The sequence below is a fragment of the Roseivirga sp. E12 genome (assembly GCF_017592825.1).
Lineage (GTDB): Bacteria > Bacteroidota > Bacteroidia > Cytophagales > Cyclobacteriaceae > Roseivirga.
On the sequence record NZ_JAGFMD010000006.1, the window covers coordinates 231,357 to 255,918 of the forward strand.

19 protein-coding genes are annotated in these 24,562 nt (G+C 38.0%); 6 read left to right on the forward strand and 13 right to left on the reverse strand.

Features of this window, described 5'->3' with window-relative positions; translation table 11 throughout:
• The first annotated feature begins 39 nt into the window (after positions 1 to 39).
• The 3 genes from J4E76_RS14730 to J4E76_RS14740 are packed head-to-tail and all read left to right on the forward strand — an operon-like array spanning position 40 to position 3,797.
• The gene (locus J4E76_RS14730) at positions 40 to 1,356 is read left to right on the forward strand and encodes a UDP-glucose/GDP-mannose dehydrogenase family protein (RefSeq protein WP_208505441.1); all 1,317 of its coding nucleotides are present in this window, start codon (positions 40 to 42) and stop codon (positions 1,354 to 1,356) included.
• Positions 1,357 to 1,362: 6 nt separating this feature from the next.
• On the forward strand, positions 1,363 to 2,349 hold the full coding sequence (locus tag J4E76_RS14735) for a UDP-glucuronic acid decarboxylase family protein (protein WP_208505443.1): 987 nt from the start codon (positions 1,363 to 1,365) through the stop codon (positions 2,347 to 2,349).
• Positions 2,350 to 2,387: 38 nt separating this feature from the next.
• Positions 2,388 to 3,797, forward strand: coding sequence for a capsule assembly Wzi family protein (locus tag J4E76_RS14740; RefSeq protein ID WP_208505444.1), 1,410 nt, complete (start codon positions 2,388 to 2,390; stop codon positions 3,795 to 3,797).
• 8 nt (positions 3,798 to 3,805) lie between these two features.
• On the opposite strand, the gene J4E76_RS14745 is transcribed toward J4E76_RS14740, so the two are convergent.
• Together J4E76_RS14745 and J4E76_RS14750 are read right to left on the reverse strand one after the other, a co-directional pair.
• The gene (locus J4E76_RS14745; RefSeq protein ID WP_208505449.1) at positions 3,806 to 5,188 is read right to left on the reverse strand and encodes an exopolysaccharide biosynthesis polyprenyl glycosylphosphotransferase; all 1,383 of its coding nucleotides are present in this window, start codon (positions 5,186 to 5,188) and stop codon (positions 3,806 to 3,808) included.
• Positions 5,189 to 5,282: 94 nt separating this feature from the next.
• Positions 5,283 to 6,803: a capsule assembly Wzi family protein gene (locus tag J4E76_RS14750; protein ID WP_208505450.1), complete on the reverse strand. Its 1,521-nt coding sequence runs from the start codon at positions 6,801 to 6,803 to the stop codon at positions 5,283 to 5,285.
• A 388-nt stretch (positions 6,804 to 7,191) separates the two neighbouring features.
• Between J4E76_RS14750 and J4E76_RS14755 the strand changes: the two genes are divergently transcribed.
• Together J4E76_RS14755 and J4E76_RS14760 are read left to right on the forward strand one after the other, a co-directional pair.
• Positions 7,192 to 7,884 (forward strand): hypothetical protein, encoded by a 693-nt coding sequence (locus tag J4E76_RS14755; RefSeq protein WP_208505451.1) that lies wholly within the window; start codon positions 7,192 to 7,194, stop codon positions 7,882 to 7,884.
• A gap of 3 nt (positions 7,885 to 7,887) precedes the next feature.
• Complete coding sequence (locus J4E76_RS14760; RefSeq protein WP_208505452.1) at positions 7,888 to 9,564, forward strand: capsule assembly Wzi family protein; 1,677 nt, start codon at positions 7,888 to 7,890, stop codon at positions 9,562 to 9,564.
• Here the strand turns inward: J4E76_RS14760 and J4E76_RS14765 are convergent.
• From J4E76_RS14765 to J4E76_RS14795, 7 genes are all read right to left on the reverse strand, one after another.
• Positions 9,553 to 10,608 carry an NAD-dependent epimerase/dehydratase family protein gene (locus J4E76_RS14765; protein WP_208505454.1) on the reverse strand — a complete coding sequence of 352 codons (1,056 nt, stop codon included), beginning with the start codon at positions 10,606 to 10,608 and terminating at the stop codon, positions 9,553 to 9,555. The two genes, J4E76_RS14760 and J4E76_RS14765, sit on opposite strands and share 12 nt — an antisense overlap.
• Before the next feature lie 8 nt (positions 10,609 to 10,616).
• Positions 10,617 to 11,393: a WecB/TagA/CpsF family glycosyltransferase gene (locus J4E76_RS14770; protein WP_208505456.1), complete on the reverse strand. Its 777-nt coding sequence runs from the start codon at positions 11,391 to 11,393 to the stop codon at positions 10,617 to 10,619.
• Between the two features lie 228 nt (positions 11,394 to 11,621).
• Entirely contained in the window at positions 11,622 to 12,779 is a 1,158-nt protein-coding gene (locus tag J4E76_RS14775; protein ID WP_208505458.1) for a glycosyltransferase family 1 protein, read from the reverse strand.
• On the reverse strand, positions 12,776 to 14,200 hold the full coding sequence (locus J4E76_RS14780; RefSeq protein ID WP_208505460.1) for an O-antigen ligase: 1,425 nt from the start codon (positions 14,198 to 14,200) through the stop codon (positions 12,776 to 12,778). Before J4E76_RS14780 ends, J4E76_RS14775 begins: the two co-directional genes overlap by 4 nt.
• A gap of 37 nt (positions 14,201 to 14,237) precedes the next feature.
• Positions 14,238 to 15,383, reverse strand: a complete 1,146-nt coding sequence (locus J4E76_RS14785; protein WP_208505462.1) for a glycosyltransferase family 4 protein — start codon at positions 15,381 to 15,383, stop codon at positions 14,238 to 14,240.
• A 15-nt stretch (positions 15,384 to 15,398) separates the two neighbouring features.
• On the reverse strand, positions 15,399 to 16,313 hold the full coding sequence (locus J4E76_RS14790; RefSeq protein WP_208505464.1) for a glycosyltransferase family 2 protein: 915 nt from the start codon (positions 16,311 to 16,313) through the stop codon (positions 15,399 to 15,401).
• A 3-nt stretch (positions 16,314 to 16,316) separates the two neighbouring features.
• Positions 16,317 to 17,330, reverse strand: coding sequence for an NAD(P)-dependent oxidoreductase (locus J4E76_RS14795; RefSeq protein ID WP_208505466.1), 1,014 nt, complete (start codon positions 17,328 to 17,330; stop codon positions 16,317 to 16,319).
• A gap of 194 nt (positions 17,331 to 17,524) precedes the next feature.
• Here J4E76_RS14795 and J4E76_RS14800 point away from each other — a divergent pair, with 194 nt between their 5' ends.
• Positions 17,525 to 18,283, forward strand: coding sequence for a class I SAM-dependent methyltransferase (locus J4E76_RS14800; protein ID WP_208505468.1), 759 nt, complete (start codon positions 17,525 to 17,527; stop codon positions 18,281 to 18,283).
• Here the strand turns inward: J4E76_RS14800 and J4E76_RS14805 are convergent.
• The 4 genes from J4E76_RS14805 to J4E76_RS14820 form a co-directional block, all read right to left on the reverse strand.
• Positions 18,276 to 19,502 (reverse strand): oligosaccharide flippase family protein, encoded by a 1,227-nt coding sequence (locus tag J4E76_RS14805; protein ID WP_208505470.1) that lies wholly within the window; start codon positions 19,500 to 19,502, stop codon positions 18,276 to 18,278. The genes J4E76_RS14800 and J4E76_RS14805 overlap by 8 nt on opposite strands.
• 157 nt (positions 19,503 to 19,659) lie before the next feature.
• Positions 19,660 to 20,673 carry an exopolysaccharide biosynthesis protein gene (locus J4E76_RS14810; protein ID WP_208505472.1) on the reverse strand — a complete coding sequence of 338 codons (1,014 nt, stop codon included), beginning with the start codon at positions 20,671 to 20,673 and terminating at the stop codon, positions 19,660 to 19,662.
• Positions 20,674 to 20,730: 57 nt separating this feature from the next.
• The gene (locus tag J4E76_RS14815) at positions 20,731 to 23,307 is read right to left on the reverse strand and encodes an SLBB domain-containing protein (RefSeq protein ID WP_208505474.1); all 2,577 of its coding nucleotides are present in this window, start codon (positions 23,305 to 23,307) and stop codon (positions 20,731 to 20,733) included.
• A gap of 74 nt (positions 23,308 to 23,381) precedes the next feature.
• The gene (locus J4E76_RS14820; RefSeq protein ID WP_208505475.1) at positions 23,382 to 24,506 is read right to left on the reverse strand and encodes a glycosyltransferase family 4 protein; all 1,125 of its coding nucleotides are present in this window, start codon (positions 24,504 to 24,506) and stop codon (positions 23,382 to 23,384) included.
• Positions 24,507 to 24,562: the final 56 nt, after the last annotated feature.

Here is a 24,562-nt window from a genome sequence, read left to right on the forward strand (position 1 = left end):
GTAAAGCTTCACAATACATTTGAGTCAAACAATTCAAAGATGAAAATTACAATAGTAGGAACTGGATATGTTGGATTAGTCACTGGAACGTGCTTTTCGGAAGTCGGGATAGATGTGACCTGTGTAGACATAGACCAGAAAAAAATCGAGGGGCTGAGAAAAGGCATCATGCCTATATATGAACCAGGCCTAGAAACAATGGTATTAAAGAATGTGGAGAAAGGTCGACTTAACTTTTCAACCAGTCTGAGTGAAAGTATAAAAGGTTCAGAAGCTGTTTTTATAGCGGTAGGAACACCTCCAGGAGAAGATGGAAGTGCTGATTTGAAATATGTTCTGGCAGTAGCTAAAGAAGTTGGTGCACACATGGACGATTACTTAGTGGTGGTCACCAAGAGCACAGTACCAGTCGGAACAGCGGAAAAGGTAAAAAATACGGTGACAAAGGCGCTTAAAGACAGAAATTCAGATCTGTCATTTGATGCTGCATCAAATCCAGAGTTTTTGAAAGAAGGAGCCGCGATCCAAGACTTTCTTAAACCTGATAGAATTGTGGTCGGTGTTGAGACAGAAAGAGCTCAAAAAATTATGGAGAAGCTTTACAAGCCTTTTCTACTGAATGGACATCCAACAATTTTTATGGATGTACCTTCTGCAGAAATGACCAAGTATGCAGCCAATTCAATGTTAGCTACCAAGATTAGCTTTATGAATGACATTGCCAACCTATGCGAAATCATGGGTGCGGATGTCAATATGGTTCGCAAAGGTATTGGTAGCGATTCCCGAATCGGAACAAAATTTATTTACCCAGGGGTTGGATATGGAGGCTCTTGTTTTCCAAAGGATGTCAAAGCATTGATCAAAACTGCTGAAGACAATGGTTATCAAATGCGAGTTCTTAAGTCTGTTGAAGATGTCAATAATGACCAAAAGTCAGTTTTGGTTAACAAAGTAAAGAAACACTTTGGGAATCATTTGAGCGGAATGACTTTCGCTGTATGGGGGCTTTCTTTCAAACCCAAAACGGACGATATGAGAGAAGCACCTTCCGTTGTAATCATCAATCAATTACTCGCTCTTGGGGCTCAAGTCAAAGCATTTGATCCTGTCGCCATGGAGGAAGCCCACAGGGATTTAGGGGATTCAATAACCTATACCAAAGATGAGTATGAGGCACTTGTCGATGCAGACGCATTGCTACTGGTTACGGAATGGCCTGAGTTTAGAATTCCTAACTTCACCGTTGTCAGCAAACTACTCAAGAACAAGGTCATTTTTGACGGTCGGAATGTCTATGACCAAGACGAAATGAACGATTTAGGTTACACTTACTACGGTATTGGTCTAAATTAAGAGATTATGAAGGAAAGAGTTCTCATTACAGGAGCAGCAGGTTTCCTAGGCTCACATTTGTGTGACAGGTTTATTAAAGAAGATTTCCATGTAATCGGTATGGATAATCTTATTACAGGAAACCTTGATAATATCTCGCACTTAATGCCCTTGGAAGCATTCGAGTTTCATCATCATGATGTCTCAGACTTTGTGCATGTCTCAGGTAAACTAGATTATATACTCCACTTCGCTTCACCAGCAAGCCCAATAGACTACTTGAAGATACCCATTCAAACACTCAAAGTAGGGTCCCTGGGAACACATAACCTATTAGGCCTCGCAAGAGCAAAAAGTGCACGAATGCTTATCGCATCAACGTCTGAGGTGTATGGTGACCCATTAGTTCACCCTCAAGTTGAAGAGTACTACGGCAATGTCAACCCTGTGGGCCCTCGTGGTGTCTATGACGAAGCTAAGAGATTTCAGGAAGCTATCACCATGGCCTATCATACTTATCATAAGCTGGAAACTCGAATAGTCCGTATTTTCAATACCTATGGCCCTAGAATGAGACTAAACGATGGTCGTGTTCTTCCGGCTTTTATAGGCCAAGCACTTAGAGGAGAAGACTTGACAATTTTCGGTGACGGTAGTCAAACTAGGTCTTTTTGTTATGTTGATGATCAGGTGGAGGGCATATATAGGCTTCTTATGTCAGATTACGCTTATCCAGTTAATATTGGTAACCCTGATGAAATAACCATTCGTCAATTTGCTGAAGAAATTATTAAGCTTACCGGTACCAAACAAAAAGTTATCTTCAAAAATCTGCCGAAAGACGACCCAATGCAAAGGCAGCCAAACACGGCAAAAGCCAAGGAAATTCTTGGCTGGGAGGCGAAAATTGGTAGAAAAGAAGGGTTGAAAATAACATATGACTACTTCAAATCACTACCTAAAGAAAAGCTCCATAAAACGGAACACAAAAACTTTTCTTCATTTATTAAGTAGCTTTACAACCTTTTTGACGTTTGTGAAGTCTAATGTATATGATCAAAATTAGACTTATTTTTTTATTAATTATTGCTTATTCAAGTCTTCACGGTCAAGAAATTGTCAATGACAGTACGAGAACAGTTGAACGCAGTCTAAAAATAGAAAGCGGAATACTCATAAGCGCTAAAGACGGGCTGCCTTTTTGGATGAAGTCTAACACTTCAAACCGCTTTAATGATAAATCTGCGAACTCCCAATATCATATTCTGTTCTATCAAGCAAATTATCAGTTGTTGGATAATATCAAGATTGGAGGAGAGATTGAATCCATTGTCAATATCCGAGAGAGAGTTAACGGTAAGTTTGTCCAAACCAACTTTTATCTAGAATCAAATTTCTTAAGGGTTCGGGGAGGGTATGAAGAAGAATTCTTTGGACTGAATGATAGCACACTTTCAATTGGAAACTTGGTCTATGGAAATAATGCCAGGCCAATCCCCAAGTTCTCTATCTCCACTAATGGTTGGCAAAGTAGCCCATTTCTAAAAAATAACGTCTCTTTCCAAGCCTACTTGGCCCACGGTAAGTTTGAGCAAAACAGATTTCAAAGCGGTGCTTTTCTACATCAGAAGTATTTCTACATTAAAATTGATCTATTAAAAACGAGACTCTCATTGATCGGTGGTCTTAATCACAATGCGCAGTGGGGAGGTGGTAATTCGGCAAATGAAAGTACTCAACCGACCGGGCTTAAAAATTATTTGAAGATTTTCACTGGTTCCTCTGGAGGCAGTGACGCCCTTCCGACCGATCAACAAAATGCGCTGGGAAATCATCTCGGCAGTTATGACTTAAGAGGTTCATATCAATTCGAAAATTTCAAAGTGTCACATTATTGGCAATTTCTTTGGGAAGACAAATCCGGCCTAACTCCTTTCAATTGGCGTGATGGACTGATGGGGGCTTCAATAGAGTTCAAGAATAGCAAATCAATAAATAAAGTGGTTCTAGAAGTGGTTCGAACCAACAATCAAAACGCTCAAAAAGTCGCAGATGATGGTACTCCCATATTCGAACCTGACAATTTTTTTAATAATGGAGTTTACAGAACTGGCTGGTCATACCACAATCAGGTTATTGGAAATCCAATGTTTTTGATTCTGAATGAAGAGTCTAGCTCTTCGTCAAGGATAAAGAATAGTATCAATGCTGTTAATATTGGCGTCAGTGGTGAGTATAGAGAGCTGGCATACCAGATCAATTATGTTGACTTTAAAAACAAGGGAACGAAATCAGAAATTATTTCTCCATCGCTTAGATTGAAGGCAATAAACGTGACTCTTGAGTATATGATCTCAAAAAAATCAAGCTTAGGTACGAGGATGAGCTATCAAGAAGCAAACTTTCAATCTCAAAAAAACTTCGGCTTGCAAATCAATTATAGAGGGTATATTAATCTTTGAGTCAACGATTAATAGGCCTTTTCTTGGCCCTTTATAATACCAAAAATTGTAAGGAAGACAATCTTGATATCTAAAAGAAAAGACCAGTTTTGAAGATAAAACCTATCGAGTTTTACTCTAGAGTTCATTTGATAGAAATCACTTATTTCACCTCTGTAGCCCATAGCCTGTGCTAGGCCTGTTACACCAGGTCTTGATTCATGCCTTTTTGCAAATTTTTCAACTCTTGATTTATAAGTGTCATTGAGTAATATTGGATGGGGTCTAGGTCCAACCACAGACATTTGACCGATAAGAACATTTAGGAATTGTGGGAATTCATCTAATGAGGTTCTACGCAAGAAAGAACCAAATTTTGTTGTTCTAGGGTCATTTCTGGCAGCCCACATCGTATCGGAATCTTCATTTTGGATCATAGTCCTAAATTTTAAACAAACAAACCTTGATCCATTTTTACCTTCTCTATACTGTTTGAAAAATATCGGCCCTCGACTTTCAAGTCTAATCATCAAGCCCACCAGAGGACACATCCAGGATAGCACAAATACAACTATCATTAGAGCAAACACTAGATCAAACGAACGCTTTATAACCCTATTAAGTAGACCATCTAATGGCAGGTTGTTAATGTCAATTACAGCTACAGAATCATACCTACGAAGGACAAAAGTTTTTAGGAGATCTGTTTTAATCTCAGGTAACAGCTTCACACGTTTCGCATGACCATCTGCAAATTGTACAAGCTGATCTTTAGTAACTTTATCGACTCGATCACTTATATAAATTGAGTCCAGTTCACTTAAATCAAGCCTGAAAAAATCACTCAGAGTTCCATTTATCGGGTAATTCTCGTTCAGGGGTACGTTTGAGTCAATCGAAAAAATACCTTTACACCTTATTCCATAATGGGGCTTTCTAATGAGAAGATCGTATAGCTTAAACCCTAGTCGATCATAGCCTATGATTACAGTATTTCTAATATTTCCACCAAAGGTGCGATATCTATCCAGAACTAAGTGGACCGATACACGATAGATGGTAAGCCAAACAAAAAGCAACAATATAAGAGACATTATGAAGTGTCTGTCAATTGCACTCTCAGCCAAAAACAACCATAGAAGAGAGATTAGAGAAACAAAAATAAACACACTTGTAAAAGCCCTCTTAAATGTATTATAATAGCTTACCGCCCTGCCTATTTTAAAGTCTCTACTTACATAGGATAGGATTGGCCAAATTATTAAATAAGCAACTAGGGCTGTGGTATATGGCTGTTTAAGGTTAAATGAGCCAAAAGCTATGTAAAGCGAAATAAAATAAAGGGCGGCAACAATTAGCAACTCGCCCGAGATGAAAAGTGATGGGAAATATTTATTAAACCTCTTCTTCAATGTTCCTTAAAAACACCTAAACTGAAAATTGACATCAAATAAATGATACTTTCAAAACTACAAAACCTAGTTGACAATTAGAATTTATGGTACTTTATCCTTTGGTTAAATCATAGTATAACGAAAACTCAGATCCAAAGGCATGGTACAAATCCCCAAAGTCATAAGCGACTTTGAGTTCAAGAGAAATTGGTAATTCCTTTAAAACTTCTTCACATCGAAATTTAAATTGCATATAGAACTGCTCCCTCATCGGTCTGAACACATAGTCAAAACTAGTATCATTAATTACACCATCCCAAGCGAACCTTCCTTCATAAAGACCTGCATAGGTCCCAAAATTTTGTGTATAGGTAAACAATCCTTCATAAAGCAAAACTCGCTTTATTTCACCTCTGATTCCGAGATGAACGGCTCTAAGTCTATTATTCGCTATAGCCACATCATAATCAGGATAGTTTTCAAAAAAGTTTAGGGTACGTTGATGAGTTAGAAACAATGGGTTTCCGATAACATCCCCATCATATGTCCAGCCAGATCGATACAGCCAGTTGTTATATATGTCATCTCGCCCCCCGAAAGAGTAACCAAAATTTTCTACTTCAGTCGGCACACTTGAAGTCGCATCTGGCAGACCTGGGCCTCCTTGCCATTTAGTCTGGACATATTCAAAATATATGGTATTAATCAATGAACCTATATTCGGCAATGACCACTCCAAGCCAATCAGATAATCCGTCAAACTGATATATTGAAGACCCCCAAAGTCCTCAAACGGCTTTTGATAATTTAAAGTAAGAGTATGCTCCCCCACTCTCTGGGTTACGTGCGTATCTATAATACCCAAATGATTTCCCAAGCCATTGCTCTCGCCTTCAGTTGTGCTGTTAAGGTTAGGTATTCCAGAACCAGCAAACACTCTGAAAAAATCTGAAAGTGAACTTGGTTGTTTATCACCCTGAGGAGAAATCCCTCCATATTGGGCGAAGTGAACTAAACCTGATGAAGCGGTCCAGCCAATTTCCTTATCCAAATCCAACTTTAAATAGAATGATTTAGAATGCAGCAATGCCTTTGATATGTACCGGTCTTCTTCAAACCAACCATGGTTTAAATGTCCTTTGGTCTTAAAGTAACCTCCTGTAAAGGGCACATTAATATAATCAGCAACTCTTAAATTGACCATTGGGATAGGCCGCGCGTTTGAACTTACGCCCATAGATCCACTGGAAAGAGTATTCCCAAGCCCACCAATTGACCATTTTTCACGCCCAACGCTGATTTCTATCTCTCTATACTTTAACCTGATAAAATGCGAAGAAAGAAACTTGTTTCTAAAAGAAAACCCAGTGACGAAATTCATTTTATCAAGTACGGGTACCATATAGGTTAGATCGCCTCGAACAAACAGACCCTCCTGCTTTACTTCTCCCCACTGATTACTAACAAGATGGAAAGGTAAAAAGCTTGTCTCTGAACTAACCAATGTACCAAGGCCAATACTTAAATTCAAACTGTCTCTCTCTTGTGCCGAAACAGCCAAGAGGCTTGAGAAAACAAGACAAATTGTCAATGATATTTTTTGTAAAAACCCCTCGGTTTCAAAATTTTGCATAGTAAAAAGCTTTCCCAGTCTTCAATACCCTAAAAAGTACTCTTCCAGATAGAGCCCTTATTCTTAACAGATTTTTCGTTGCCTACTCCTGCCAAAATTAAAGTTTTTACTTCGTCAATTCATACAATCCGTTCGGTTTTAAGACTAATTGGCACATGTTGCCTGTCTGTTGCAGTATAAGTCACTTTAAGGAAATAGTCAGCGTTCAACTCCTTTTAAAAACCCTCGCCTTTCACTGGAATGCTTGACCAATAAATAATTCTTCAACCTCATTTCAACCCTACACTATCACTTTTTAGAAGAAGTCCATAAAGGTCACAATCAAATTGGAGCTAATAAAAAAAGAAATTTGATTACCTTCCCAAATCAAAAAAAATCAAAAAAAGCTTTGCTAAAACAAGCAATTCCAAAATCAAAAGAATTCTTCTTTCTTTGTTGCTTATTGTTGACTTTAGGGTGTAGTTCTAATTTCGACATCGTTGAAGAGCGATTGTATTTCTATGATTTTGAATCAGACTATACCAACATCGATAGTGTATTTGTTTCAGAGTTTAATAACACCCGGGTTTTAGGTCCCTTTAATAATTCAGGCTTCTCTTCTCATTGGGATAATCTACCCGAACACCAATATATCAGATTGACCTTTAATCTTTACATACATGACACTTGGGAAGGTAATAGCAATGATTCTGGAAATGGATTGTTAGACCATGATGCATGGATGATTGAATTTGACCCTCACTTAAAAGTAAAGCCCCATGAAAAGGTCTATTTTGAGACAACCTTTTCGAATGGCCCTTGCATCCCTGGCTGGTGTTTCACTCAGTCCTATCCAGATGAATTCCCGTCTAATAACAGAGCCAGAACGGAAGCCAATCCAAAAGATTTTTATGGCAGGTGTCTATATGAAGACACACCCACAGGAACATCATTATATAGAGTTGACAAAATTTTTCCTCATAACAAAAGTTCTGTGGTTATTGCTTTCTATGACAGACTGAAACAGGATGCTCCATTCGACAAGCTTTGTGAAGAGAGCTGGTCACTAGACAACTTAACAATTTCATTAATCAAGAGATAAACAATGCTAAAGAAGCTATTCGTAATTTTTATTGGAGCGTCTCTTTCTCTTATGTCTTATGGACAGACAGTACCTCTCGGGTCTCCAGGCGTAGAAAACTACCTTAGAAGACAGCAACTTTTGGGTAAATTTGATTCTTCCTTTACCTTCAATTACAGACCCATTACTTTGACAAAAAATGGTCTTGATGTTGACAGTTCCATTTTCAACACTTCAGAATATTTCAAAGAACTAAAATCGGATAAGGGCAAAGTTTCAATACTTCCTTTGGAGTTTAGGATGTCTTTTGATAAAAACCACCCAGATAGCCGAAATGACGGGGCCATGATTCGTTCTAGAGGTATGCAGGCCTATTTAAGTGCTGGTATTTACAGAGAGATAGGCCCTTTGTCAATCCAACTTAAGCCTGAATTCATTTGGGCCGAAAATAGAGATTATCAGGGATTTCCCGAATGGCCAAGACATTATCAAAGTATTTGGCAAACAAGGTATGTCTGGTTCAACAGAATTGATCTACCTGAAAGATATGGAACAAACCAATATACTAAGCTTACTCTTGGGCAATCCAGTATTCGACTTAACAAATGGGGTATGTCTTTGGGGCTTTCTACTGAGAATATTTGGTGGGGGCCAGCCGTTAGAAACAGCATAATGATGAGTAACAATGCTCAGGGGTTCCCTCATTTTACTTTCAATACTCAAAGGCCTATCAAAACTGGCATTGGTTCATTTGAATGGCAATTTTTAACAGGAAGATTAGGAGCATCTGGATTTGACCCACCATCTACAGATCAAATTTTTGAAGGTCGTGTTTTATTTGTCCCAAAACCTGATGACTGGAGATACTTCCAGGCGTTAACTCTTTCCTACTCTCCTAAGTGGATAAAAGGTTTATCCTTAGGGCTTACTCGGTGGGTCCAGCAATATGGTGAAAATGCGAAAGAGACGAATAGTTTCTTTCCAATTTTCCAAAACCTCCTTCGAAAAAATGACAAAGAAGAATTTGGGTTTAACTTGGACCAAGATCAAGCGGCTGGCATCTTTGGAAGGTGGGTCTGGTTTGATTCTAATGCTGAGTTCTATTTCGAATTTGCAAAGAATGATGCATCAATCAATTTTAGAGACCTATTGGTCGATACGGATCACTCCAGAGCATTGACAGTTGGAATCAACAAGCTTTTTTCAACGTCAAAAAAGGATGAGTACTGGCAATTCAATTTTGAATGGACGCAGACATCTCAAACTGAAAGCCGACTTCTTAGAAATTCTCTAAGCTGGTACATACACAGCAGGGTCCGTCATGGATATACAAATAATGGTGATGTATTGGGTTCAGCCCTTGGCCCTGGTGGCAATGCTCAATACTTGGAGGTGGCCAAAGTAAAAGGGTTCAATAGAATTGGTGGGGCTATAGAAAGGTTTGTTCACAACAACGACTTTAACAATTCTGCCTTCGAGGGCGACTTTACTCGATACTGGGTCGATTTTAACCTGCATGGCTTCTATGAACAAAGGTTTGATAGAATAATGCTGACCGCATCTATATTCTATACCTATTCACTCAACTATCAATGGGAAGCACTATTCGACCCTGATGATCCATCAGTATTTCCAGATACTCCAGGGGTTGACAGAAATAATTGGAACCTTGATATCAAGGTTTCCTATTCATTGTTTTAGGCGTGATTTCCAGGAGTCATGAATCTCTTGAAATGTGGTTTTGAGATCTTTTTTAATATTCCAATCGGGATAGTGCGATTTCATTTTAGTAAGATCTGAAATATAACAAATATGGTCTCCAGATCGGTTTTGATCACTGTACTGATAGATCATTTCCTTATTGGAAATTGATTCGATTAGGTTAAAAGCCTCTAAAATAGAAATTGAATTCTCCCTTCCACCTCCTAAGTTATAAACCTCCCCAGACTTGGGATTTTCCAAAAAATACTCAATGAAGCTTGAAACGTCATGCGAATGAATGTTATCCCTGACCTGCTTCCCCTTATAGCCAAAAATCGTATAGCACTTCCCTATAAAATTGCATTTGATGAGATAGCTCAGAAAGCCATGCAGCTCTACACCACTATGATTAGGCCCGGTCAAACAACCTCCACGCAGGCAGCAAGTCGGCATATCAAAGTATCTTCCATACTCTTGTACCATCACGTCAGCCGACACTTTTGATGCTCCAAAGATGCTATGTTTTGATTGATCAATTGTGAAACCTTCACTAATTCCGTTATAAAATTCAACATCTCCATAGTCCCAACGGGTATCCCTTTCAATCAAGCTCAAGTGATTGGGTGCATCTCCGTAAACCTTATTGGTAGACATATGAACAAACGGAATTTTGGCGGAATACTTTCTTGTTGCTTCAAGAAGGTTCATAGTACCTAAAGCATTAACATCAAAATCATCAAAGGGTCTAGTAGCAGCCAAGTCATGACTTGGCTGAGCAGCGGCATGAACGATGGCATCTGGTCTATGAGTCCTCATAAATCTAACAAGCTCTTGCCTGTCTCTTATATCGATCTCATGATGTTCATAGCTCTTGTACTGATCAACTAACCTTTTTGCGTTCCAAGTAGTATCTCCCCCAGCACCAAAAAAATCAGAACGCATGTTGTTATCAATTCCGATAACACGCCACCCTCTCTTAGCAAAATGAGATACAACTTCACTTCCTATAAGGCCTGCAGAACCTGTTACCAAAAGTTTTTTCATATAGGTGATTAATTGCTCCTATAGGGTTGTCTATAGAATAATTTGAATTTCAAAAAAATTAAAATGAATCGGGTATTTGTAACAAAATATCTTTTAGCAAGTCTTCTCGGTTCGATGTATAATCTGAACAGCCACTCTAGGCCATGTCTTTGCATCCAACTAGGAGCCTGTTTTAGCGTTCCCGCATGGAAGTCGAATGCCGCTCCCACTGCCATCATTGCAGCGTTCACCTTTCCCTTGTGATTAGCCACCCAAAACTCCTGTCTAGGGCAACCTCGTCCAACAAGGACAATATGAGCGTCACTTTCATTGATCCTCCTTATATCTTCTAAGTCTTCTTCGTGTGTTGCCTCCCGAAATCTATCCACATGAATTCCGCAAACCCTGACATTTGGGAACTCAGTATTGATAAAATTTTCAAATTTTTCCAATGTGGTCTGAGTGCTACCGTATAGGTACACATTAAGAAACTTTTGATCCGCCTTTTTCAGAACATGTAATGTCAATTCTGGTCCATATACACGGTCCTGCATTCCCAACCTGTAGAAGTTATTAAGTGCCCATCGAACCGGCTGACCATCCGGAACTATCAAATCGATTTTATTGATAATCTTTCCTAACTCTTGATTCTTGATACTCTCCATCAAACCATGAACAGCCATGGCAGAGACACCGAAGCTTCTTCTCTCTATTGCCTTTTCGAGGATGATATCTGATGCCGAATCGTAATTCACATTGGCATACTCAGGTATAAAGAGTTTATGTTTTGTGTAGCTAAATGGCATTTATACTAAAAACAACATATAGTTTCGTCATCACTATTTTCATGGGTTAACATAAGAATTCTTTCCATTTCCCCGCTGCAATTATTCCAGTTTAATTACGTCTAGTACTTTCAAGGACTAATACCAACAATAATTCTTTGATTGTTCTAACTGTTTTAATCACAAGTCCATTGATGATTCTCCTTCATTTAGACTTAAGTGGATGGACATTACTGACAAATTTAGATGTCATCCTGATATTGACTTTTCAACCACCTTGAAGATTACTTCACTAAATTGATCTGTAAACTTCTCTCGGGTAAAATCTTGAGCCCTTAAATGACCATTCCTAATTAGCTCACTCCTTGTTTCTACGTCTGAAAGCTCAATCATACGATCATGAAGTGATGCCTCATTCTCCAATTCAAAGACTAATGCAGCTCCTTTAGCGACTTCTACTAATGCAGGTTGGTTCGATACAATCAGTGGAGTACCGGTCTTCATAGCTTCTACGATGGGTATTCCAAAACCCTCTTCTTTAGAAGGAAAGACATATGCAAAAGATGACCGATAAAGAGAGTCTAGATCATCTGAATGAACAAAACCTGGCATAATGACTCGCTCTACAATACACAATTCCTTGGATAGCCTAACCAGATTTTGGAAATCATCATGAAAAATACCCACACCTCTCGCACCCGCTAAAACCAAATAAAAATCTTCATAAAATTCATTTTCTAGAAGCTTGGCAAACGACCTTATCAATAACTTTAAGTTCTTCCTCTCTTCAAATATTCCAACATGCAGAAAGTATTTTGCTCCCATTGGAAGACCGATCTTCTGATAATCTAGACTGTTATTCTCAACCCTAATTAAATCATTGGGGGCCTGATATACTACAGAAAGCTCGTGTCGATTTGTAACATGTTTCTTCACTTTCTCAGTTATATATTCTGTTGTCGTAATAATATGGGTTCTACTATCAAGCCCAAGTCTGATTGAAGTAATAAAATACTGCCTCCAAAGTGGGTTATACTTTCCTTTCAACTCCCAATAAAATGTATCATGAACTACAGTAACACTCTTTGCATTGAACTTAAAAAAAGGTAAAAGGTAATCAGTAGTAATAACAACGTCTATCCGCTTAAAAAGAATTAGTAGTGGGATACAGACCTGTTTCCAACAAAAATATATAACATGGTTTAATACTTTCTTGAATACATTGACTTTTCCCCTAAGGAACTGTGTCTCATTGACCCATCTCCAATTGGGGTAAATTTTGTATTCAATTTCCTCAGAATCTAGTGCCTCAATTCCTTTTAAAAGCTGAGTGGTATAGGTTCTTATTCCTGTCAAGGCTTGAAACAGATGGAAAGCATCAATCAGTGCACGCGGCTTCTTCTTCATGAGCTCAATTCAATTTGTCTAGGCCTCAGGCGTGGTCTAGAATCCTCGACCTTAAGGCTTTGGTATTTAGTCTCAGCATTCCCAATGAGCCACCAAGACGTCAAGGATACGTAGATATACGCTTCGCCATTAGCTGTGAATAGAGGCAACAAGAGTCCGAATTTGACAGCCGCAGCTACAAAAGGTACAATACCTTCTATCCTAGTAGTGCTCAATCGAAATGCTCTCCAAGAGTTTCTTATCCCATAATAGAGGACCCCAATATAGAGTAGCATCCCAAGGAATCCCATTTGCACTCCATATATTAGGTATTGATTTTCACCTCCAACGATTAGGTCTTTTTCGACTCCTCCTGCATTACCACTCATAGCCAATCCTATACCCATAGGACTAGACAACATACTCTCTACTGCATTCAGCCAGTCAACTATATGAGTCACACTTGAAGAGTTTTCAAATGAAATAGTGTCTAAAACAAAGAATAGAATCTCGTCTCCGGCAAAAAAAATGACATAACCAGTGACAACGGCTATTACGAACGCTCCAAATTTTAGGAGCTTATAGTAACGCAGTAAAAATGCCATGAACCCAAGCAACATAAAAAAAGCAACGAACGAAGCCCTAGAGTATGCGAAAAGAATACAGATAAAGGCACAAAAAAGTATCCCCAAGTATTTGTACTTATTCACTTTATGCGGTACCGATATAAGGTAAATAATGCAAATAGAGGTAATGACAAACATAGATGCAGCAAGCTCCAATGGATGTGCGAAGAAGGCCCCATAGCGAGGTTGACCTCCTTCTGCCTCAAACGTCCAAGATAAACCATAGACACCTTGAGGCTCTTCTCCTGTCATGAACGTATTGTATTTTGCATAGCCGGCAATTGTATGAAAGTGTATACCAACAACTTTTTCAATAATCACAAATCCACAGGCAAGAACCGTAGTGACCATTATAACTTTAAAAGCATTATTCCAGTGATGGAATTCCATTTTTACATTTCTACCAAAAAAGTAAAATACGCCTATCAACAATATATTCTTTAGATATATGGCCCTGTTAAAAAAAGTGGCTTCCCCTAGGCCAATAATAAAAAAGACAAACGCAAGGCTGATGAAGGATAAAACTAACTTATCAAGAAAAGAAAAATGCCAAGATCTTTGCTCAAGACTTTTTTGGCCAAATATCCATATTGCAAGCGCAGTAAAAACAACAACCTCTTTAGAGTATTGGATCAACTTCACCATGATAGGAGACTCAAAAAAGTCAAAATTAATCGTAATGAAAAGTGCGTAAACAGGGAAAAAAGCAACAGCATAGAGAAATACACTTTGTAACTTTCCGCTGAGTACGTTCTTCATGACATATATAAAGAAGACGAAGTAGAGTACCAAAAGCAGAGCCGCAACTAGAAACATAAGGTCACTTTAAACCAAACTTAATTCAATAAATATATCAACTGTGTAATACTGAAGCATATACTTTCAATAGGTTTTCATAACCACGCTCCTTAGAATACTTATTGCAATAATCCTGAAACGCATTGTTTCCAAGTTGCTCCGCCAATTTATCATCATGTTGTAAATGCTCTACTTTCTCGACCAGTTCGGTTATTTGTTCGTATTTTAAGCCATTAAAACCATCACCAATCATGGTCGACATCGCCCCCGTATTCCTGGTAATAACGGTCTTTTTATGAGCAAATGCCTCAAGGATTACTATTGGCATTCCTTCATAATAAATAGATGGAAAAATAACTGCTTTACATCTACTCATATATTCCAATACATCCTCTCTATCTCGTTCACCGAGATGAGTCACATTGTCAAACTCTCTGAAAACTTCAGGATTGTCCGACTTTCCAATTAAAATGAATTGTGAAGATTTATTATGTCTAAATAAGTGAAGAAGATCTTGAAGGCCTTTGGAATCATTCAACCTACCCACAAACAAAAAGAAGTCCTCTCTCTGAATATTTCTACCTTCATAAGATAAGAAGTTAGGTTTTACTACAGTCTGCTCTCTCTTCAACCCCCCTGATACAAGCTTATCTCTTTGGAATTCTGTTAAACAGATATACTTGTCAATTAGGTTATCCCAGGTACCCTTTTTCCTATGATACTGTATAACGTGTGCTTGAGCAGCTGTAGCCAAATGAGAATTTCTATAGCATTTAAACTTTATTGAATTGTACAAATTCTTATTTAAGCATTGTTCACAGACTTTTCCATCTCTAAATAAAAGACTGTTGGTACAAATCATTTTATAGTTGTGTAAAGTCTGTACCACAGGCACATTAAGTCGTTTACAAACCTGATATATCACGGGAGTTATTAAAGGGAAAGTATTATGCACATGACAAATATCTGGGCATTCAGTATTAAGAAGTTCTTCGAACTCCAATGCCACAGTCTTCGAGCTAGTTAATGATAATAGAAGCTTAGCTTTTGCCAATTTAGAGGAGTCATTGATATCGGAATTATTCTTAATGTACTGGATAACCTGATGCCCATTCTCTTCCAATATCTTCTTTTCCTCATTGACCACAGCTTCTTCACCAGTCTTTCCAATATAGATATTATGAACTTGAAGAATTCTCATATTCCTTTTGGTTAGTTACTGAATCAATCCGTGAAATGCTCCTCTAACTGTATATTGAACCTTTTTAAATCTACCCCTTAATAAAAAATAAGTAATATATCCGAGTAACTTGAACGCTTGATAACACCAAGAACCTATGGCATTAAATCCACTTGCATATCGTCTTACTATAAACAGATGGTTTCTAACATTTTGATAATGAGAAAAAGGAGAAACATTACCTTCTCCATACTTGTCTCTATTTATATCAGACCTACCTGCTTCATGATAAATGACTGATTTTGGCTCAAAACCCAGTTTTAAGCCTTTTCGCCTAAGCTTCAATGACCAATCCAAATCTTCGTAATAGATAAAAAACCTTTCATCTAGCAAACCTATACTTCTAACCTGATCAGACTTAATCAAAAAACAACATCCTGTGATCCATTCAGTAGTTGTTATGTTATTAAACTGACCATTATCAACCACTCCCTCTCCTCGGGTAATTGGCTTTGATATTGAAGCTCTAAAAACACCCCCTGCATTCCAAATAATACCCCGATCATAGTTGTACATTATTTTAGGTTGAATCGCAGCCCAATCTTCCCCTTCCATTCTTTTCACAAGTGGGGAAAGAAAATTCGGTGTGATGATGGTATCATTATTCAATAACATCACATAATCATAGGAGTGATCCAGCGCATATTGAATTCCAGTGTTATTCCCTCCAGTAAACCCTTGGTTTTCATCATTTTGAAGAAAGATCACATTAGAGAACTCCAATTTTAGCTTTTCTCCTGAACCGTCATCAGAACCGTTATCCACAACTATGACCTTATAAGAAGGGTATTCAAGTGTCTTTATAGATTTAAGACATTTGCATGTAAAACTATAACTATTCCAGTTTACTATTACAATCGCAACTGAGGCCATATTGTTAGAGCCTTGCACAGATTAATCCCTACTAAGGGAGGTTGACTTCCAAAACCCATACAAACCCCTCTCTAACTCGTAAGAAGACCAAACAAAACGATCCCTTTTGGGCAGTTGTTTTGCCCATTCCCACATGATACTTAGACCTGTGTGTAGATTCGTTTTGTCTTCAAAATTAAGTAGCTCTATTGACTTTTGCCAAGTCGGATGAGCATCCTTAACTTCATGTCTTTGTTCTAAAAATAAAAGTTCTCCGCTACCCATTACCTCTTTCAAAATCTCAGCTGCATCTTTAATAGAATATTCAATAGCTGAACCCAAATTTATAATTTGTTTCGAGGCACCGTCATAGGTTGCTGCATTCCACAATGGTTTGAGACAGTCATCGATAGAGCTAAAGGCCCGTTTTTGACTCCCATCACCAAAGATTGTCATTGGTTGGCCAGTCATATTTTGCAACATCCAAATTCCCAAAACGTTGCGATACGAATCCCAAATATTCTGATTTATACCGTAGACATTGTGGGGCCTTATTATACACCAATCAAGCCCATGCTGCTCGGCTGCTACTTTGATATCAAGTTCGCAGGCATATTTAGCGATACCATAAGGGTCAATGGGAGCTGGTTGATCCTCTTCATCAAATGGGGGGGTACCTCTTCCATAAACAGCCATTGAGCTTGTGAAAACCAGGCGTTTCACTTGAGACCTTATACATTCGTTAATGATGTTGGCTGTTGCTATAAGATTACTTTGGTAATTGAACTTTCTTATAAAAGGAGAAAGTCCTTCGGCAGCATAAGCCGCAAAATGAAATACATACAGAGGATCATGCTTTTCAAAAACTTCCTTCAACGATCCATCTGCGCAGTCCATCTGATAGAATGTAACCTGTTTGACTACGTTTTCTCTATAGCCCCCACTCAAGTCATCAATACCCACGACCTCATATTCAGGATAGTGCTTAACTATCCAATCAGCCATGCGACTTCCTATTAAACCCGCGACTCCAGTGATGATGATGCTTTGTTTCATAAGTTAATACTTGTTGCGAAAATATAGCTAAATCCCTAATTCTCTACTCAATCTCCATCAATTGTGGGTGACTTCGATAAAAAGCCTCAAAGAAAAGCCAACAATCATTTATTCGCCTAAATTTGAACAAACAGATAATCTAGTAAACAGAGCGCTTTTAGCTCTGAAATTTGTTTATGAATTTTGAAAAAAAAATGAGTAAGTCGCAGCTCAAGAAATATTTTAAGAATAACGACAAGCGACTTATTCACAAATGGAATCATTATTTTGACATCTATGAACGCCATTTCTCCCGTTTTAAAAACAGACCAATAGTATTACTAGAGATTGGGGTTTTTCATGGTGGCAGTCTTCAAATGTGGAAGGACTATTTTGGGGAATCCGTTCAAGTCTATGGTGTCGATATTAACCCAGAATGTAAAAAACTGGAAGAAGATCAAGTAGAAATTCATATTGGTTCTCAGACTGATAGATCATTCTTGCGGCAATTAAAAAAGAAAATTCCACCCGTGGATATTCTCATAGATGATGGAGGACACATTATGAAACAGCAAAAAGTGACCTTCGAAGAACTCTTTGATCATGTGAAGGAAGATGGCATTTACTTATGCGAAGACACTCACAGTTCTTATATGTATGAATACGGTGGCGGATATAGGCGCAGAGGGACCTTCATTGAGTTTTCTAAGCGATTTATAGATTACATTCATGCCTTTCATAGCCAGCAGCGTTCTTTGAAGCCTGACTCTTTTACTAAAAGTGTCGACTCGGTTCATTATTACGATAGCATCGTAGTAATTGAAAAACAAAAAAGGCAGCCTCCCTTTGACGAACAAACAGGAATAGAAAGCTACAAAAGCACTTATCAGAATAGCCCACCAAAATATAAAGCTCTAATTAAAAAAGTTATTGGGAAGACCCTACAGGTTCTCAGAGTAGGTAGTTTCAGGTAATGTGGCTAGTTCTTCTTGCCCTGTTTAGTATCCATCTGTGTACAAAATAATTGATGAGTTCGGAAATCAGAAGTGCCACAGACAGGCCGTAACTACCATAAAAATAACTTCCTACAATACTCAGAACTAACATAAACGTTGTGGTAATCCAAATTGCCTTTGACAATACATACTTTTGCTCTTTTACAAGGATTCTAATCATATTTGGCACGTTCAGCATACTTAGAAATGGCAGGAACCCGAGGATTGCCATGAGTTCAGCGCTAAGCGGGATAAACTCTCCAGCTAATACTCTCACAATCCACTTTGAGAATGTGGCTACTATCAATCCTGTGGCTAGAGTAATCAGAATGCCTATCTTACTAGCTTGAAACAAGTAAGATTCAAATTTATCTTTGTCTTTTTCATGCAGCCTTGAAGCCTTTTGAATAATTGACTGAGTGACAAAAACCGGTACCATTCGGAGTAAGACTGCTACCCGTTGCGCTAAAGCATAAAAGCCCAATTCCGCATCTGTTACAAAGTTTTTTAGTAATATGAAACCACCATTGATCAGAATATAAGAAGCAATCGTTGAGGAGAAAAACTGAAAATTATGCCATAGCCAATGTCTTATTCTTTCAAATGCAACCCATCTCAATCTTATAGATTCTGATTGATATACTTTGATCAACAGGAAGCCATGAATCAGGGCCCCGGTACTCCCTAAAAGGAAATTAACCCATTTTGCGTCAGCGACAGAATGAACAACCAGAATCACTAAGGCCAAATACATTAGCTTGGAAATAGCATTTGCTTTGGCTATCCAAGAGAGTCTGTCGAACCCTTGTAAAATAAACATAGGAAACAGTGCATCATTGAAAAGTTGGATTACAGAAAAGGCCAGTATGGCTGAATAACCTTCGAATAAACCCAAATAATTTGTGCAAACTAACAATAGTATTGCCAAAACAACACTCAGAAATACCCTGGTGAAAATCACTTCATTAATAAGTATCTCTTTGGCATTAACATCATTTCGAATGAGAGTAAGCTTCTGAGGCGTGTTCAAATTAAATCCGTAATTAACCATCATACCGCAGAGTAAAACCACAGTTAAAGCAACACTGACTAAACCATATTCTGCCTCTCCAAGGGTTTGAAATAAGTATGGGGTAATCAGTAATGCGACAACAACATTTACTCCTTGATTCAAGGACAAATGAAAAAAGTTCCTCAAGGAAATATTTTTAGAGAACTCTTTTAATCGACTCAAACTATGATCTTGGGGTTAGCTGTGATTAGTGAATTGATCAAATTATCAATTGGAGACCATGAATTGAAATTCAGATCAAAGGAAAACATTTTTGGAGAAACGGACTAAAGAAAAGTAAAAATCAGGGAATTTCCTTCAATGCGGAAACATAGATTGATCGAACAGAGAGAGAAAATATCATAAGCCCTCCACCTATAAACAGACCAAAAACAATAGCTTTATACCACTTCATTTCATCATCTGCCAGCGGAAAGGTAGGTTCATCAATCGTTTGGATTAAAGGTTGGTTATTTCGATGAGCTACTTTGGCAATTTCTAAATTCTTTACAATTTCTTGATAAACAATGCCAGCTGACTGTACATCGATTTGTAGCTTCTGTATAGGCAACCTTGCCTTGGAGCGTATTGCATTAAGGTTGGCATTCTCTTCTTGATAAGACGCTAAATCAAACAAAGCCTTGTCCAAAACCTTTTTCACACTGTCAGCTTGAATCCTTAAGACTCTTAAATTTTCTTTCGTCCTTTTTGTCTTAGTTTCTAGATAAAAGTCATTTACATGCTCCACAAGGCTTTCATTAAAGGCTTTTGCAAAACCCTCGTCTCTTGATGTGTATGCCACACTCAAAATGCTCAGTTTTCGACTTGGTTTACCTACTACAAGGTTATTCTCTAGTATTTTTTCCACAACCTCCTTTAAAACACTATCATGTCTAACTATCAACTTATCTTCTGGTATTTCAAAATTCACGCCTGCGTTTTGCCATTTTTGAAGCTGTTTAGCCTCCCTTCCATAAAGTGTAATAAGCCTTTCTGAATCTTCAACCCTTGAGAGCAATGTTTCTTTCAGCATCCTATAAGATCTGTATAGCTCTATAATATTATCAATTTGAAAGACTCCGCTACTCTCTGTTAAGGACCCTATATTCACACCTGCCAGGTTGGCCAATGAGGATAGTTGTCCACCAAAACCACTAGAACCTTCAGTCTGTAGAACAAATGTAGTTTCGGCCCTATAACTCGTTTTCTTAAGCATTTGGTAGGAAAAGTACACGCCACCTATAATAAATGAACCTACTAAAATGACTTTCCAAGCACGAAGCATAGATTCAATCCATTTTTGGACATTCTTGAGCATTAAACCTAGGCTAATTCTATCTTCTTCAATATTATACTTACTTGACGGTCCCAATTACTAATTATTATTGTTTGCAATTTGACTTACAACAAGGGCTAACGTTGCCAGACCACTTGTGACTGCCACAACATCCTGAATTCTCAAAGGAATTTTCAAAGGTTTTGATGGAACGATTATTTCAGCTCCACGAGCTGCTTTAGGGTAAAACTTAAACCATAAGAACCTCTTTGTTCTGGCAACTTCACCATTTGCGTAGACGACATATGTTCCGTTTCGCTTTGCACGGTTATCAAATCCTCCTGCACTATTTATATAATGTTTTAGTGATTTCCCTTCTTCAAACCTCACCGTTGTAGGATATAAAAGTTTGCCTCTTAGTCGAAGAGTTTCGGTTTTCTTGGGAATAATTAGTACATCCCCTTCTTCCAATACCAAATCTACATTGGAACTAGGGTTTCTTAAGATCTCAGACAATTTAATTCCTATGGCCTCTGCTTGCTTAAATTGGTTATTACCAAGAAGTGAATTCTTCTCGAGTATTTCCTTTAACCTTTCTCTTTTGGCAAAACTTGAAAGCGATTGATTGTTCTCATTTCGTTCCTCAAGTCTCAATAGATTCTCTTCAATTCTATTAATTAACAAGTACTCAGACTCAGTCAAGGCCTCAGGTTCTAACTGAAGTCTTTGTTGAAGTTGTACTAAATCATCGATTTGTTGTTCAATATCTGTTTCTTCTTCAAAGAATTCTGTCCTTCTAATCAGTGTTGCTCCTTCAATAAACGCATAGTCATTCAATCCTCCAGATCTCTCAATTAAATCTGAGATCCTTTCACCTTGATTCTTAATTGCATATCTACCTGGATAAACTACTTGCCCTTCAATACTCACAAACTCTTGAATATGGAAATTAGGATTTCTTCGAATTAAAATATTGTCGAAGGGCCGGAGTAACAATGGATCCTCATCTTGTTGATTTAAAAAGTCCAAGTTAGCGTCTTTGACAATGAGTTCGGAGAGGTCAAAATTATCCTCTTTTTCATCTGTTACTCTTCTGGTTACTTCAATACGCTTGCCAGTCGCTGATTCATTAAAACCGCCAGCAAATAAAATCACATCCTGGAGACTCATCCCCTCTGAATATGGATATATTCCTGGGTTATTAACTTCACCAGAAATTTCCACATAACGCTCGGACTTCAAATCATTCCCAGAAAGAATATTGAGAACATCCTCTCTCTGCAACTTGATGTCGGCTAATTCACCATTCAAGAGTTTTCCAAGATCAAATGAAATTGTCTCGGTACTTAAATCTTGAGCAGTTCTAATTATGTAAGCTCTGTTTAGAAATGCTTCTGGCCTAATACCTTCACTTTCTTCAATAATACTTTTAACAGTTGTTTCCTCAGTAATTGAAAAATCACCTGGTCTAAATACAGCGCCCTTCACAACAATTCTGTTCTTATATCGGTCCAATACTTCTTCCACCTCGAAGATATCACCAGGTCTAGGATTAAAGACCTCAAATTGATCGGTATGTACATTTGCAATAACCCTTTCACCGTCTACTATGCGACTAACCTTTATAGTCTTAGAATAGGCTGCATCAGAAAATCCACCAGCATAGTCAATAAGTGTCTTTAAGGTTTCATCCGGTTTTAATTCAAATCTACCGGGTATTTTAACAGCCCCAGTCAATGTGACTCTATTTGTATAAGGCCCAACGATAATCACATCATCATTTTGGAGTGTTATATTCTTCTCTGAATTTCCATTGACAATGAAATCATAGATATCAACAACACTAATTAATTTGCTGTTCCTATATATTTTAATTTCCCTAAGTGTCCCATTTTCAGTAATCCCTCCAGCCGTATAAAGCGCATTGAAGACTGAGCCCAATGAACTCATGGTAAAAGTTCCTGGAATTTGTACCGAGCCTACTATGCTTACTCGTATGGTTCTAAGTTGGCCAACCGTCAATGACAAAAAAGTACTAGATTCCCTACTATTCAAATCTGAGTACGTATTCCCTAGTTTAGATTTAATTCTCGATTTTGCTTCCTTGATAGAAAGCCCCGAAACGCTTATCGGACCTACGTTTTCAAGTAATATATTCCCATCGGGATTTATTTCTGCTTGATAATAACTCTCAGACTGACCGTATATATCTATGAAGAGCTCATCTCCAGGCCCGAGAATATAATTTTCTGGTGTTGGAACATTCAGGTTACTCTGAAAGGAAAGGAAGGAGCTATTCTTGAAAATGTTCAACCCAAAAATATCCGATTCAATTGAGCTTGTGATGGAGAGAGAATCTCTATAAGTCTTTCGCAGGCGACTATCATTTATGGGGCTTTGTAACGCTGCAGCCATACGTTTACTCTTTACTTCACCAATTCGAGAGCCTAGCTTTGCTATATCGTCAACCGAAACACCTTGAGACTTTGCCAATTGAAGGAGGTCTTCTTGTGAGTAGCCTGAGGCACTAGCTTGTTTAAGTAATTGTTCTATTTGATTATCCGAAAGTTGAGAAACGTTTATCGATGAAAAATCGGGGATGGTCTGCCCTAACGCAAGAAAAGTCAAGAAAAGCAGGACTAGAGCCAGAGTCCATTTTATTTTATTTTTAGGCATAAAGCAACATATACTAATCCTTCGCAAGATAAGAGATAATTGCATAAAAGATGTTTTAATGAGAACGAATGGGGCTAACCCGCATTCTTAGAGATGGAAACGACTTTGGCTTCGTTTCTTTTAGCACGGTTACGCTCTTTAAGCTCTTCCTTCCGTTTATCTATAGCTGATTTAAAAATGAGCTCGAGAATTGTACCCAGTGCAAAAACGGTTACCAAAATGGCAGGAATCACAATAGCGTCAGAAAAGTTCTTCAGCACAAGTGCCAGTAATACAAAAACAATGTTCACTGTTACAAGAATTCCCGTGGATTGTGCGTGGTTACAACCTAACCTTAAAAGGATGTGATGGAAATGGGTTCTATCCGGATGCATGGGTGATTTCCCCTTTGCCACTCGTTTCACAAAAACTCTAGCCGTATCAGCTAAAGGGAGTATCAACACAGCTATTGCTGTTCCAATAGAACCGCCAAATGAAAACTCAGAATGCTGAAGACTTGAGTTAGAATCAATAAACTTTATGGTCACAATTGAAAGGAAGAAACCTATTAACAATGACCCTGTATCCCCCATAAAAATCTTTGAGGGAGCCCAATTGAAGTTTAGGAAAGCTAAGAGTCCTCCAGCAAAAGCAAAAGAGATAAGAGCAAATGAACTCTGACCATTTAGAAAAAACCAAGTCCCTAAAAACAATGAAGTAATAACTCCTACAGAACCAGCCAAACCATCAATTCCATCAATTAGATTATAGGCATTGGTAATAACGATTATGGTAAACACTGAAATCAAATAACTCAGCGCTATAGGTATTTCTTCAATACCAAATAACCCATACAAGGACATTAATCGAATATCACAAACCGTCACTATAATAAGCGAAGCAGCAATTTGTCCAAATAATTTTTGAAAGGCTCTTAGGTTTATTAAATCATCTCTGAAGCCAATAATGAACATTATGGATAGTGCACTGAGAACATATTTAATTTCTCTCAAAGTATCGAATGGAGCCCAAATCAAAATGGCTATACAAAAGCCAATAAAAATAGGCAGCCCTCCCATTGCAGGAGTCTTTGCAGTGTGAATTTTCCTTCCGCCAGGATCATCTAAAAAATTTCTTCTTTTGAAAAACTTGATGAAAACCGGAAACATGAGGAACGTCACCAAAAAAGCCGTGCCCCCTACTAGAAAAATTTGTTCCATTAAGTTTTACGTTTAACAGTCAAAGATACAAAGTATTAGCTCAAAAAATAGAGGGA

Bases quoted from the DNA above. Each gene is read 5' to 3' on its own strand.
- J4E76_RS14815 (WP_208505474.1), bottom strand. From the start codon at position 23,307: ATGCCTAAAAATAAAATAAAATGGACTCTGGCTCTAGTCCTGCTTTTC.
- J4E76_RS14750 (WP_208505450.1), bottom strand. From the start codon at position 6,803: ATGCAAAATTTTGAAACCGAGGGGTTTTTACAAAAAATATCATTGACA.
- J4E76_RS14740 (WP_208505444.1), top strand. From the start codon at position 2,388: ATGATCAAAATTAGACTTATTTTTTTATTAATTATTGCTTATTCAAGT.
- J4E76_RS14820 (WP_208505475.1), bottom strand. From the start codon at position 24,506: ATGGAACAAATTTTTCTAGTAGGGGGCACGGCTTTTTTGGTGACGTTC.
- J4E76_RS14770 (WP_208505456.1), bottom strand. From the start codon at position 11,393: ATGCCATTTAGCTACACAAAACATAAACTCTTTATACCTGAGTATGCC.
- J4E76_RS14775 (WP_208505458.1), bottom strand. From the start codon at position 12,779: ATGAAGAAGAAGCCGCGTGCACTGATTGATGCTTTCCATCTGTTTCAA.
- J4E76_RS14735 (WP_208505443.1), top strand. From the start codon at position 1,363: ATGAAGGAAAGAGTTCTCATTACAGGAGCAGCAGGTTTCCTAGGCTCA.
- J4E76_RS14780 (WP_208505460.1), bottom strand. From the start codon at position 14,200: ATGTTTCTAGTTGCGGCTCTGCTTTTGGTACTCTACTTCGTCTTCTTT.
- J4E76_RS14785 (WP_208505462.1), bottom strand. From the start codon at position 15,383: ATGAGAATTCTTCAAGTTCATAATATCTATATTGGAAAGACTGGTGAA.
- J4E76_RS14765 (WP_208505454.1), bottom strand. From the start codon at position 10,608: ATGAAAAAACTTTTGGTAACAGGTTCTGCAGGCCTTATAGGAAGTGAA.
- J4E76_RS14760 (WP_208505452.1), top strand. From the start codon at position 7,888: ATGCTAAAGAAGCTATTCGTAATTTTTATTGGAGCGTCTCTTTCTCTT.
- J4E76_RS14730 (WP_208505441.1), top strand. From the start codon at position 40: ATGAAAATTACAATAGTAGGAACTGGATATGTTGGATTAGTCACTGGA.
- J4E76_RS14810 (WP_208505472.1), bottom strand. From the start codon at position 20,673: ATGCTCAAGAATGTCCAAAAATGGATTGAATCTATGCTTCGTGCTTGG.
- J4E76_RS14800 (WP_208505468.1), top strand. From the start codon at position 17,525: ATGAGTAAGTCGCAGCTCAAGAAATATTTTAAGAATAACGACAAGCGA.
- J4E76_RS14795 (WP_208505466.1), bottom strand. From the start codon at position 17,330: ATGAAACAAAGCATCATCATCACTGGAGTCGCGGGTTTAATAGGAAGT.